Raw genomic sequence first — 12265 nt, forward strand, 5'->3', positions numbered from 1 at the left:
AAGAAAGACCCCTCAGAGACGATGAGGTAGATAGGTCACGGGTGGAAGCATGGCGACATGTGGAGCTGAGTGATACTAATCGGTCGAGGCCTTGTTCTAGCAGATGCTTTGTTGATGACTTCAGTTTTGAGGGCGCGAGCCCGTCGTCTGGTGACGATAGCCAAGTGGTCACACCCGTTCCCATGCCGAACACGGAAGTTAAGCACTTGAACGCCGAAAGTAGTTGGGGGCTTCCCCCTGTGAGGATAGGACGTTGCCAGGCAAACGGTGGTTCTGGAGCATACGCTCAAGGGCCGCCGCTTTTTTGTGTCTTTTTGTAGAAAGACATGTATCCATTTTAATGAAGGGACTGAACAGGGATATGGCGAAAAAAACGAAACTACGCGTAGCCGTCGAAGAGAACGAGACGATTGGTGCTTGTTTGGATCGTATCGATGCCATGGGATACCGCCCGACGGTCCGACGAGAAGAACCGATCTTTGGATTAGACGCTAATGGCGAACCGTATCCAATTCGTCAACAAATCGTCTTCGATTGTAAAGTGAAAGAGAATGAATAACTGCCTAGAGCATCCTCCGATTCATGTGGAGGATGCTCTTTTCGTTCTTGATTCCATGTGATGCCTTTCAAGAAAATAAACTCCGAATGGACAATCGATGAAATCAGAAAAACCGCTTTTAAAACCGAACGATAAATTTTCAGACAATTAAATTGTTCGCCTTTGGTTGACGCCTTGGGATGGACTTGTTAAGATGAAGTCGTGACAGGATGATTGAATATAAACACCTCGTATAATAGCAGGGATATGGCTTGCAAGTTTCTACCCAACGACCCTAAATCGTTGGACTATGGGGTATATGGATGTTCGTCGATATTTCTTTGGCGTACCTTTTTATACCCTAAGCCACCCTTTTAGCCGTGGTTTGGGCTTTTTTTATGCACAAAGGAGGAAACAGCGATGGGAAATGTAGAAGTCGGCGTCATCATGGGAAGTCAATCGGATTGGGAAACGATGAAACATACATGCGATGTGTTGGAGCAACTTGAGATTCCGTATGAAAAAAAAGTCGTCTCCGCACACCGGACACCGGATCTGATGTTTCGTTATGCTGAATCAGCACGTGAACGAGGACTGAAGGTCATTATTGCCGGTGCAGGCGGTGCCGCTCATCTACCAGGCATGGTCGCCGCTAAAACGACATTACCCGTCGTCGGTGTTCCTGTGAAGAGTAAAGCGCTCCAAGGAATTGATTCCTTGCTCTCGATTGTTCAAATGCCAGGTGGTGTACCGGTCGCAACAGTCGCGATTGGAGAAGCAGGCGCAAAAAACGCTGGATTGCTAGCCGCTCAAATTCTGTCGATTCAAGATGAACGAGTTGCCCGTAAGCTCGATCATATGCGTGTTGAACTCGAAGGGGACGTCATTGCATCTGGAGGGAACCTACTATGAAGCGAATCGGAATATTAGGTGGAGGTCAACTCGGTCGAATGATGGCACTGTCCGCCCGTGAGATGGGCTTTGAGATTCTGACACTTGATCCAACGGACAACGCACCGTGTGCGCAAGTGGCGGACCAACATATCCAAGCTGCTTTCACGGATGTCGAGGCAGCGAAACAACTCGCAGCTAAATCAGATGTCGTCACCTACGAATTCGAGAACATCTCGACAGAAGTCGCTGAAGCGATCGGAACAAAACTGATTCACGGAACGGATCTTCTTTTTCAAACGCAACACAGGGTACGCGAAAAAGAGATGATCGAACGCATCGGGCATTCCGTCGCTCCATACTATCCGGTGACAGATCCTGCTGACTTAGAGGAAGCGAAGCAACGACTCGGGTTACCATTCGTCTTGAAGACAGCACGATTCGGCTACGACGGAAAAGGACAGACCGTCATTCGGACGGAAGAACAGTTCCAAGCGGCAATCGAACGATTCGAACCGACTGAGTATGTCGCGGAGCAATGGTTACCGTTTGATCAGGAAATTTCCGTCATCGTCACTCGAAGCGCAACAGAGACTCGTGTTTTCCCGGTCAGTGAGAACATTCATCGGGAAAATATCTTGCATCTATCGATCGTACCGGCTCGCATTTCGGAATCGCTCGAACAAGAAGCAATTGCGCTCGCTGAATCGATCGCGGATGCTGTCGGGTTGATCGGTACACTCGCCATCGAGTTGTTCGTCGTAGGTTCTAGATTGATCGTCAATGAACTAGCACCTCGACCACACAATTCGGGTCACTATTCAATCGATGCTTGCGAAACATCCCAATTCGAGCAACATATCCGTGCCATCAGTGGTCTTCCACTCGGTGATACCCGTCTGACGACACCGGTCGTCATGGCGAACATCCTGGGTCAGCACGTCACAGCATTATACGAGCAACTGCCGAGACTGAACGCTCGGACGAAAGTTCACTTATATGGAAAAGCAGAAGCCAAGACAGGTCGCAAGATGGGACATTTAAACATCCTTGCGGACACGGTCGACGATGCTTTGGCAGAAGTCGAACGCCTGTCGATATGGAAGGAGACAGTTCAATGATCGAACGGTATACACGTCCTGAGATGAAAGCGATCTGGACCGAACAAAACAAATTCGAGGCTTGGTTAAAAGTAGAGATTCTTGCGTGTGAAGCATGGAGTGAACTAGGAGTCATCCCGAAAGAGGACGTTCAATTACTTTGGGACAATGCCTCTTTTGATGTCAACCGCATCCTTGAAATCGAACAAGAGACACGTCATGATGTCATCGCCTTTACGCGTGCTGTCTCTGAAACACTCGGAGAAGAACGCAAGTGGGTCCATTACGGACTAACGTCAACGGACGTCGTCGATACAGCACTCTCATATCTGTTGAAGCAAGCAAATGACATTCTTGCTGCGGATCTCGATCGATTCATCGACATCTTAAAAGTCAAAGCGAACGAACATAAATATACGGTCATGATGGGACGAACGCATGGCGTACATGCAGAACCGACGACGTTCGGTCTGAAACTAGCGCTTTGGTACGAAGAGATGAAACGAAACAAAGCCCGTTTCGAAGCAGCACGTGAGACGGTCGAATACGGCAAGATGTCAGGAGCCGTCGGAACATTCGCGAATATCGATCCGTTCATTGAAAAATACGTCTGCGAAAAGTTAGGAACAAAACCAGCTCCAGTTTCCACACAGACGTTACAACGCGATCGTCATGCACACTATATGTCGACGCTTGCTCTGATCGCGACATCGATTGAAAAGATGGCAACGGAGATCCGCGGTCTACAAAAGACGGAAACGCGTGAAGTCGAAGAATTCTTCGCTAAAGGTCAAAAAGGATCATCGGCGATGCCGCACAAGCGGAATCCGATCGGCTCTGAGAACATGACAGGTCTTGCCCGAGTCATCCGTGGACACATGGTGACGGCGTACGAGAACGTCTCACTCTGGCACGAACGGGATATCTCGCACTCTTCGGCAGAACGCATCATTCTTCCGGACGCAACAGGACTGCTCAACTACATGTTGAACCGTTTCGGAAACATCGTGAAGAACTTGACGGTCTTCCCGGACAACATGAAGCGGAACATGGACCGGACGTTTGGGGTCATCTTCTCTGGACATGTCTTACTCGCTTTAATCGAAAAAGGCTGGTCGCGTGAAGCAGCGTATGATTTCGTTCAACCGCGTGCGATGCAGGCGTGGGAAGAGCAAATCATGTTCCGTGACTTATTGTGGCAAGAACAGGACATTCAACAGCTGTTCACAGAAGAAGAGCTTGATGCGTGTTTCGATCCGACGTACCATACGAGTCGTGTCGATGAAATTTTTGAACGGTGTGGCTTGAACTAATCAACCTGAGACGGGGCACTTGCCCCGTCTACATCTTAGGATCATGGGGGACGAAAGCGATGCAACCACTTTATGAAGGAAAAGCAAAACGATTGTACACGACGCAGGAGCAGGATGTGCTCCGGATCGTCTATAAAGACGAGGCCACGGCATTCAACGGCGAGAAAAAAGAAGTATTTGCTGGAAAAGGCGAATTGAACAACCGATTGACGAGTCATTTCTTTGAAATCCTCGAACAAGCGGGCATTCCGACACATTTCATTGAGCGTGTCTCGGAGCGCGAACAGCTCGTACGTCGTGTCACTATCATTCCACTCGAAGTCGTCGTCCGGAACGTCGTCGCAGGAAGCTTGAGTAAACGGCTCGGTATCGAAGAAGGTACGGTGCTCGAAACACCAATCGTTGAGTTCTACTATAAAGATGATACGTTAGGCGATCCACTCGTCACCTCATCACACATCAATTTACTGAAGATTGCGACTTCTGAGGAGCTAGAAGAGCTGTCGGACAAAGCACTTCGCGTGAATGAAGTCTTGCACCCTTACTTCCGTCAAAACGGAATCACGTTGATTGATTTTAAATTGGAATACGGCAAGACGGCAGATGGAACGATTCTACTGGCTGATGAGATTTCACCTGATACATGCCGCCTTTGGGATCAGGAAACTGGAGAACATCTCGATAAAGATGTTTTTCGACGCAACATTGGTTCACTGACAGAGACATACCAAACACTATTCAATCGCCTAGGGGGAAACACACAATGAAAAAAGTCATCGTATCGATCGCATTACGGGAAAGCATTTTAGATCCACAAGGAGTTGCTGTAAAAGGCGGATTGCAACAGCTTGGTTTTACGGGTGTCGAGAGTGTTCGAATCGGAAAACAGATTGAACTGCTCGTTGAAACGGAAACGACAGAAGCGATGATTCATGAGATGTGTCAAAAACTACTCGTTAACACGGTGATGGAAGATTATCAGATTACGATCGAAGAGGTGACGCCAGCATGAAGTTCGCGGTCATCGTCTTTCCGGGATCGAACTGTGATTTAGATATGTACCATGCGGTTAAGGATGCGCTCGGAGAAGAAGCCGAATACGTCTTCCATACCGAAACCTCACTTGAGGGTTATGACGGCGTCCTGTTACCAGGAGGATTTTCCTACGGAGATTACCTTCGTTGCGGGGCAATCGCACGCTTCTCACCGATTATGGAAGAGGTCAAACGTTTTGCAACAGAAGGAAAAACCGTCCTTGGTGTCTGTAACGGATTCCAGATTCTTGTCGAAGCGGGACTCTTACCAGGTGTCTTGCATCGAAATAACGGTTTGAAGTTCATGTGTCGGACGGTCGAACTGAAGGTTGAAAACACGAAGACGCGGTTTACATCAGATTATCTGCCAGGCGAGACGATCTCGATTCCAATCGCACATGGCGAAGGAAACTACTACTGCGACGATGCGACTTACGCGATGCTCCAAACGAACGGGCAAATCGCCTTCACATATGTCGATAATCCGAACGGTTCGCGCGGCGATATCGCCGGGATCACGAATAAAGCTGGCAATGTTCTTGGGATGATGCCACACCCAGAACGAGCAGTCGAGCTATTGACTGGCGGAACAGATGGATTGAAACTCTTTACTTCACTCGTCAAACAGGGGGCACACCATGCTAAAACAACAGTCTGAACCAACACCAGAATTGATTCAAGAGCAACGCGTTTATGCCACGATGGGCTTAAGTGATGCGGAATACCAGATGGTCGTCGATTTACTCGGACGCCAACCGAACTACACAGAAACAGGACTATTCTCGGTCATGTGGTCTGAGCATTGTTCATACAAGACATCTAAACCCGTCCTTCGTCAATTCCCGACGACTGGACCACGTGTCTTACAGGGACCGGGTGAAGGAGCAGGAGTCGTTGATATCGGTGATGAGCAGGCTGTCGTCTTTAAGATTGAAAGCCACAACCATCCATCCGCTGTTGAACCGTATCAAGGCGCTGCAACAGGCGTCGGCGGTATCATTCGTGACATCTTCTCGATGGGCGCACGCCCAGTTGCGCTCATGAACTCGCTTCGTTTCGGTCATCTCGGTACACCGCGTGTTAATCAACTGTTCGAACAAGTTGTTGCAGGGATCGCGGGTTATGGCAACTGTGTCGGTATCCCAACGATCGGTGGCGAAATCGGATTTGATCGCTCGTATGAAGGAAATCCACTCGTCAATGCGATGTGTATCGGTTTGATCAACCATGCCGATATTCAAAAAGGTCAGGCAAAAGGTGTCGGGAACTCAGTCATGTATGTCGGTGCAGCGACTGGACGCGATGGTATTCATGGTGCGACGTTTGCCTCGGAAGATCTCGGAGAAGATACGGAAGCAAAACGACCGGCTGTTCAAGTCGGCGATCCGTTCATGGAGAAGCTATTGATTGAAGCTTGTCTTGAGATCGTTGGTCATCCAGCACTGGTCGGGATGCAGGATATGGGCGCTGCTGGACTAACATCTTCTTCAGCAGAGATGGCTTCAAAAGCAGGCATGGGCATCGAGATGCACCTCGATGACGTCCCGCAACGGGAGACAGGGATGACAGCCTACGAAATGATGCTCTCAGAATCACAAGAGCGAATGTTACTCGTCGTTAAACGGGGGCGCGAAGCAGAGATTGAAGCAATCGTCAGCAAATGGGGACTCCATGCCGTTCACGTCGGAGAAGTCATTGAAGAGAAAGTCTTACGGTTGATCCATCATGGGGATATCGTGGCGGAAGTTCCGGTTGACGCGTTAGCGGAAGAAGCACCAGTCTATGAAAAACCATCTCGCATTCCTGCGTATTATGAAGAATTTCAAGCGATGGAAGAGACACTTCCAGTCGTCGAGGACGTTGTTGAGACATGGCGAGCACTACTCCGTCAGCCGACGATCGCTTCAAAACGCTGGGTCTACGATCAGTACGATCATATGGTCCAGACATCGACGGTCGTCGCACCGGGATCAGATGCAGCCGTCATCCGTGTCCGTGGTACGAACAAGGCACTCGCCATGACGACCGACTGTAACAGTCGCTTCGTCTACTTGGATCCATATGTCGGTGGACAGATCGCCGTTGCAGAAGCAGCTCGTAATATTGTCGCGAGTGGGGCGACACCACTTGCCATCACGGATTGTCTGAACTTCGGAAATCCGGATAAACCAGAAGGCTTCTGGCAGTTGCAGCAAGCAACAGCTGGTATGGCGGAAGCATGTCGTGTCCTTGAGACACCGGTCATCGGTGGAAACGTCTCGCTCTACAATGAGTCAGCTGGTCAAGCGGTTCACCCGACACCGGTCGTTGGAATGGTTGGATTACACGAGCAGACAGAATGGATTACGACACAACACGTCAAACAAGCAGGTGACCAGATTTATCTGTTAGGCGAAACAACAGCCGAGTTTGGTGGTAGTGAGCTTCAATATATGCAATTCGGTAAATCATTCGGTCGCGCACCACAAATTGATTTAGCGATCGAATACGCACGCTTACAATTGTTACAACAAGCAGTACAAGCAGGTGAAGTCAATGCGATGCATGATGTTTCAGAAGGTGGTCTCGCAATCGCCCTCGCTGAGATGACGTTTGGAACGAACTTTGGGTTGACGGTTCAGTTTGATGGACCAACGTTACATCTGTTCAGTGAATCGCAATCACGTTTCGTCGTCACTGTGCCACAAACGCACGTTGCAGCATTCGAACAACGGACCGGTGCTCAAGCGATCGGTGTCGTCACGAACGATGAGCTTCTTGTCATCGAGACGGCAGACACACGAATCGAAGCAGACCGTTCGACCTTACAGGGAGACTGGGAAGGAGCAATCGCGTGTTATATGACATCAAAGGACTAAATGAGGAGTGTGGCGTCTTCGGGATCTTCGGACAACCGAATGCAGCGCAACTCGCTTACTACGGCTTGCATAGTTTGCAACACCGGGGACAGGAAGGGGCAGGCATCGTCACGAGTGACGGCGACGACCTCTTCCCGCACCGCGGGCAAGGACTGGTGACGGAAGTCTTTTCGGAAGAGATACTGACGAATCTTAAAGGACATCATGCGATCGGACATGTTCGGTATTCGACAGCAGGTGGAAACACGCTTGAGAATACCCAACCGCTGCATTTCAAGTCGCGGACGGGAGATCTCGCTCTCGCACACAACGGGAACCTCGTCAACGCGGATTCACTGAAGCATCTACTCGAAGCAGAAGGTGCAATCTTTCAGACGACGAGCGACACAGAAGTCGTCGCCCATCTCGTCAAACGCAGTAAGCTCGACACACTTGAAGACCGGATTGCCGACAGTCTCGCGCGTCTTGTCGGGGCATTTGCCTTCCTCTTTTTAACGGAAGATACGTTATTCGTGGCGGTTGATCCACACGGACTGCGTCCACTGTCACTCGGGAAGACACCGGACGGCGGCATCGTATTTGCGTCAGAGACATGTGCCTTTGATATCGTTGGTGCAGAGTTCATTCGTGATATCGAGCCGGGGGAGCTCGTGACGATCACAAAACACGGCATGTCGTCTCGTCAATACATGGAACCACGCGAACGAGCGATGTGTTCGATGGAATACATCTACTTCTCACGTCCGGATTCAATCATTGATGGCGTCAACGTTCATACGGCTCGGAAAGCACTCGGGAAAAAGATGTATGAAGAAGCACCGGTCGAAGCAGACGTCGTTACAGGGGTACCGGATTCCAGTATCTCGGCAGCGATCGGTTACGCGGAAGCGAGTGGTATTCCGTATGAAATGGGATTGATCAAGAATCGTTATGTCGGACGGACGTTCATCCAGCCGTCACAGGAGTTACGGGAACGTGGGGTCAAAATGAAGTTGTCTGCGTTACGCGGTGTCGTACAAGGGAAGCGTGTCATCATGGTCGATGATTCGATCGTCCGGGGAACGACGAGTCGCCGCATCGTCGGTTTATTACGTGAAGCCGGTGCAACGGAAGTTCATGTCCGCATCACGGCACCACCGATTACGAATCCATGTTATTACGGGATTGATACATCGTCAAAAGACGAGTTGATCTCTGCCCGGTTGATGCCGGAAGAAATCCGTCAAGAAATCGGTGCTGATTCACTTGAATTCCTAACTGTACCGGGGATGGTCGATGCAATCGACCGCCCGTTTGAAGGACCATTAAAAGGACAATGTACCGCTTGCTTCACAGGAGAGTATCCGACACCGCTCGGTTCGCTCGAGTTAGAAGCTAAACTTTGATAGATGGGGGAAGAACATGAGCAAACATTACGAAGCAGCAGGTGTGAGTCTGACGGCAGGATATGAGTCCGTCACTCGAATGAAAAAACACGTCGCCCGTTCGATGCGCAAAGAAGTATTAACGGGACTCGGTAGCTTTGGTGCGATGTTCGACCTCAGCCAATTGCAGTTGAAAGAACCGGTCCTCGTCAGTGGGACAGACGGGGTCGGTACGAAACTCAAGCTTGCCTTCGCACTCGAACAACACGATACGATCGGGATCGACTGTGTTGCGATGTGTGTGAACGATATCATCGTCCAAGGTGCAGAACCGCTTTATTTCCTCGACTACATCGCGCTCGGTCAGGCGATTCCAGCGAAGATCGAACGGATCGTCGCCGGTGTTGCTGAAGGATGTGTCCAAGCGGGCTGTACGTTGATTGGTGGTGAGACGGCAGAAATGCCAGGGATGTATGCGGATGGCGAATACGACATCGCTGGTTTTGCCGTCGGTGCCGTTGAGAAGCAAAAATTGATTACCGGTGACAAGGTCGCAGCAGGCGATGTCATTCTCGGTCTTGCTTCGTCCGGTGTCCATTCGAACGGCTTTTCACTTGTCCGTAAAATTGTCGCCGAGAGTGGTCTTAGCTACGAAGATGAAGTCATGATGCTCGGTCATACGCTTGGTAATGCGCTTCTCATGCCGACACGTATCTACGTCGAAGCGGTCAAAGCTGCCCTTGAGACGGAAAAGATTCAAGCGATGGTCCATATTACAGGTGGCGGTTTCTACGAAAACGTACCACGCGTCTTGCCAGAGGGTCTTGGTGCATCGTTTGATCCGAAAAAGTGGCCGACGTTACCGGTCTTCGACTGGCTCGAGCAAGCAGGTGATCTGCCACGACATGACATGTATAATGTCTTCAACATGGGGATTGGTTTCATGTTGATCGTCAAACCGGAAGATGTCGCGGAAGTAACAGCACGCCTCGCTCGTGAAAATGAGACGGCGTACGTGATTGGTCACGTGACCGATCAAGAAGGTGTCCGGATTCAAGGGGTCGACGCATGAAGATCGCCTGTTTTGCATCAGGAAGCGGTAGTAATGTCGAAGCACTTTTTGAAGCAATCGAGGCAGGGACGTTACATGCCTCGATCGAACTAATCGTCTGCGACCAACCGGACGCAACAGTCATCGAGCGAGCAAAACGACGTGGATGTGACGTCTTCGTCTTTCGGGCAAAGGACTATCCGGATAAACCGAGCTTTGAGCGGGAGATCATCGCTCGTCTTGAAGCAAAAGGTGTTGAACGGATCATCCTTGCCGGTTACATGCGTTTGATCGGGGAAGAGTTGCTCGGACGATACGCAGGGCGAATCGTCAACATTCATCCGTCGCTGCTTCCGGCGTTCCCGGGAAAAGATGCGATCGGACAAGCGTTTCGTGGCGGAGTTAAAATCACAGGTGTTACAATTCATATAGTCGATGAAGGAATGGACACAGGACCCATCATGGCTCAAGAAGCCGTTCGGATTACAGAAGAGATGACGCGTGAAACGTTGCAACAAGCGATTCAGCGTGTCGAACATAGACTGTATCCGCAAGTCATCGAAGAGTGGATGAAAGAGGAGGCAAACGTATGAGAGCGTTAATTAGTGTGTCGGATAAAACAGGGATCGTCGAACTAGGACGAGCGTTTCACGAAGCAGGTATCGAGCTTGTCTCGACAGGCGGAACACATCAAGCATTAGAGGAAGCTGGGCTTCCGGTCATTGGTATCAGTGAAGTCACACAATTCCCAGAGATGCTCGATGGACGTGTCAAGACACTTCATCCGATGGTCCACGGTGGACTACTTGGTCGTCGTGATCTTGAATCCCATCGCGAACAGATGGCTGCGCAACAGATCCAACCGATTGATTTCGTCGTCGTCAATCTGTATCCGTTCAAGCAAACAGTTTTACAAGAAGACGTTGCGTATGCGGATGCGATTGAGAACATCGATATCGGTGGTCCAAGCATGTTGCGATCTGCAGCGAAGAACCACGCGGCTGTGACGGTCGTCGTCGATCCAGCTGATTACGAAACAGTCGTTGCTGAGGTTCGTGAAGGTGGAACAACGTTTGAGACACGCCAACGTCTTGCAGCGAAAGCCTTCCGTCATACAGCGGCGTACGATGCGTTGATCGCGGATTATTTCTTGACGCAAACAGGCGAGAAGTTCCCGGACCAGTTGACGATCACGCTTGAGAAAGTCCAGGATCTCCGTTACGGAGAAAATCCACACCAAGAAGCAGCCTTTTATAAAACACCAATTTACCGTGGGGCTTCCCTCGCTTCAGCGAAACAGTTGCATGGTAAAGAGTTGTCGTATAACAACATCCAAGATGCGAACGCTGCACTCGAAATTCTCGACGAGTTCCGCGAAGCAGCAGCCGTCGTCGTCAAACACATGAACCCGTGTGGTGTTGCCGTCGGTCCAACGATCGGAGAGGCATTCCGTCGCGCGCATGCAGCCGATCCGGTTTCGATTTTCGGAGGCATCGTCGCCTTGAACCGTGAAGTCGACTTAGAGACAGCAGAACAACTAAGCGGTATCTTCCTTGAGATCATCATTGCCCCGTCCTTCACGGAAGAAGCCTTCGCATTATTGTCAGCGAAAAAGAACATTCGTCTGCTTGAACTCGACGTCAAACGTGTCCAAGCGATCCGCTATACAGCAGTTGCAGGCGGTATGCTCGTCCAAGACAGTGACGATGAGACATTAGATGATGCAGCAGCACGTGTCGTGACAGACCGCAAACCGACAGCAGCGGAATGGGAAGACTTGAAACTCGCATGGCGCGCTGTCAAACACGTCAAGTCGAATGCGATCGTTCTCGCAAAAGACGAAGTAACCGTCGGTGTCGGTGCAGGACAGATGAACCGTGTTGGTTCAGCGAACATTGCAATCACGCAAGCTGGAGAAAAAGCGATCGGCGCGTCCCTTGCTTCCGATGCCTTCTTCCCAATGGGCGATACGGTCGAAGCGGCAGCAGCAGCTGGCATTACAGCTATCATTCAACCAGGCGGCTCGATTCGCGATCAAGAGTCGATCGATGCGTGTAACCAACACGGCATCACGATGGTCTTTACGAACGTTCGACATTTCAAACACTAAGCGGAG

12 protein-coding genes, 2 rRNA genes and 1 riboswitch are annotated in these 12265 nt (G+C 50.3%); all 14 genes read left to right on the forward strand.

Features of this window, described 5'->3' with window-relative positions; all coding sequences use genetic code 11:
• Positions 1–99: ribosomal RNA gene (locus BW42_RS13655) — 23S ribosomal RNA — on the forward strand; the annotation flags it as partial.
• Positions 100–146: 47 nt separating this feature from the next.
• Positions 147–262: ribosomal RNA gene (gene rrf / locus BW42_RS13660) — 5S ribosomal RNA — on the forward strand.
• Between the two features lie 99 nt (positions 263–361).
• Positions 362–559: an NETI motif-containing protein gene (locus BW42_RS13665; protein ID WP_023467064.1), complete on the forward strand. Its 198-nt coding sequence runs from the start codon at positions 362–364 to the stop codon at positions 557–559.
• Positions 560–767: 208 nt separating this feature from the next.
• A riboswitch (purine riboswitch) is annotated at positions 768–869 on the forward strand.
• 89 nt (positions 870–958) lie between these two features.
• Complete coding sequence (gene purE / locus BW42_RS13670) at positions 959–1450, forward strand: 5-(carboxyamino)imidazole ribonucleotide mutase (RefSeq protein WP_035412271.1); 492 nt, start codon at positions 959–961, stop codon at positions 1448–1450.
• Positions 1447–2550 (forward strand): 5-(carboxyamino)imidazole ribonucleotide synthase, encoded by a 1104-nt coding sequence (purK, locus tag BW42_RS13675; RefSeq protein ID WP_035412274.1) that lies wholly within the window; start codon positions 1447–1449, stop codon positions 2548–2550. The genes purE and purK overlap by 4 nt, the downstream gene beginning before the upstream one ends.
• Positions 2547–3842 (forward strand): adenylosuccinate lyase, encoded by a 1296-nt coding sequence (purB, locus tag BW42_RS13680; protein WP_035412277.1) that lies wholly within the window; start codon positions 2547–2549, stop codon positions 3840–3842. Before purK ends, purB begins: the two co-directional genes overlap by 4 nt.
• Before the next feature lie 59 nt (positions 3843–3901).
• Positions 3902–4609 carry a phosphoribosylaminoimidazolesuccinocarboxamide synthase gene (gene purC / locus BW42_RS13685; protein WP_035412280.1) on the forward strand — a complete coding sequence of 236 codons (708 nt, stop codon included), beginning with the start codon at positions 3902–3904 and terminating at the stop codon, positions 4607–4609.
• Entirely contained in the window at positions 4606–4854 is a 249-nt protein-coding gene (purS, locus tag BW42_RS13690) for a phosphoribosylformylglycinamidine synthase subunit PurS (RefSeq protein WP_023467069.1), read from the forward strand. The genes purC and purS overlap by 4 nt, the downstream gene beginning before the upstream one ends.
• Complete coding sequence (gene purQ, locus BW42_RS13695) at positions 4851–5534, forward strand: phosphoribosylformylglycinamidine synthase subunit PurQ (protein WP_035412283.1); 684 nt, start codon at positions 4851–4853, stop codon at positions 5532–5534. Before purS ends, purQ begins: the two co-directional genes overlap by 4 nt.
• Positions 5515–7734 (forward strand): phosphoribosylformylglycinamidine synthase subunit PurL, encoded by a 2220-nt coding sequence (gene purL / locus BW42_RS13700; RefSeq protein WP_035412286.1) that lies wholly within the window; start codon positions 5515–5517, stop codon positions 7732–7734. The genes purQ and purL overlap by 20 nt, the downstream gene beginning before the upstream one ends.
• The gene (purF, locus tag BW42_RS13705) at positions 7710–9119 is read left to right on the forward strand and encodes an amidophosphoribosyltransferase (protein ID WP_035412745.1); all 1410 of its coding nucleotides are present in this window, start codon (positions 7710–7712) and stop codon (positions 9117–9119) included. Before purL ends, purF begins: the two co-directional genes overlap by 25 nt.
• A 16-nt stretch (positions 9120–9135) precedes the next feature.
• The gene (gene purM, locus BW42_RS13710; RefSeq protein ID WP_035412289.1) at positions 9136–10170 is read left to right on the forward strand and encodes a phosphoribosylformylglycinamidine cyclo-ligase; all 1035 of its coding nucleotides are present in this window, start codon (positions 9136–9138) and stop codon (positions 10168–10170) included.
• Positions 10167–10742: a phosphoribosylglycinamide formyltransferase gene (purN, locus tag BW42_RS13715; RefSeq protein ID WP_035412293.1), complete on the forward strand. Its 576-nt coding sequence runs from the start codon at positions 10167–10169 to the stop codon at positions 10740–10742. The genes purM and purN overlap by 4 nt, the downstream gene beginning before the upstream one ends.
• On the forward strand, positions 10739–12259 hold the full coding sequence (gene purH / locus BW42_RS13720) for a bifunctional phosphoribosylaminoimidazolecarboxamide formyltransferase/IMP cyclohydrolase (RefSeq protein WP_035412295.1): 1521 nt from the start codon (positions 10739–10741) through the stop codon (positions 12257–12259). Before purN ends, purH begins: the two co-directional genes overlap by 4 nt.
• Positions 12260–12265 lie beyond the last annotated feature (6 nt).

Origin of the sequence: Exiguobacterium sp. RIT341 (assembly GCF_000632205.1) — a bacterium.
Classification (GTDB): Bacteria; Bacillota; Bacilli; order Exiguobacteriales; family Exiguobacteriaceae; genus Exiguobacterium_A.

What these genes read in the sequence shown, in the direction of transcription:
- BW42_RS13665 (WP_023467064.1), top strand. Translation starts at nt 362, where the DNA reads ATGGCGAAAAAAACGAAACTACGCGTAGCCGTCGAAGAGAACGAGACG.
- purE (WP_035412271.1), top strand. Translation starts at nt 959, where the DNA reads ATGGGAAATGTAGAAGTCGGCGTCATCATGGGAAGTCAATCGGATTGG.
- purK (WP_035412274.1), top strand. Translation starts at nt 1,447, where the DNA reads ATGAAGCGAATCGGAATATTAGGTGGAGGTCAACTCGGTCGAATGATG.
- purB (WP_035412277.1), top strand. Translation starts at nt 2,547, where the DNA reads ATGATCGAACGGTATACACGTCCTGAGATGAAAGCGATCTGGACCGAA.
- purC (WP_035412280.1), top strand. Translation starts at nt 3,902, where the DNA reads ATGCAACCACTTTATGAAGGAAAAGCAAAACGATTGTACACGACGCAG.
- purS (WP_023467069.1), top strand. Translation starts at nt 4,606, where the DNA reads ATGAAAAAAGTCATCGTATCGATCGCATTACGGGAAAGCATTTTAGAT.
- purQ (WP_035412283.1), top strand. Translation starts at nt 4,851, where the DNA reads ATGAAGTTCGCGGTCATCGTCTTTCCGGGATCGAACTGTGATTTAGAT.
- purL (WP_035412286.1), top strand. Translation starts at nt 5,515, where the DNA reads ATGCTAAAACAACAGTCTGAACCAACACCAGAATTGATTCAAGAGCAA.
- purM (WP_035412289.1), top strand. Translation starts at nt 9,136, where the DNA reads ATGAGCAAACATTACGAAGCAGCAGGTGTGAGTCTGACGGCAGGATAT.
- purN (WP_035412293.1), top strand. Translation starts at nt 10,167, where the DNA reads ATGAAGATCGCCTGTTTTGCATCAGGAAGCGGTAGTAATGTCGAAGCA.
- purH (WP_035412295.1), top strand. Translation starts at nt 10,739, where the DNA reads ATGAGAGCGTTAATTAGTGTGTCGGATAAAACAGGGATCGTCGAACTA.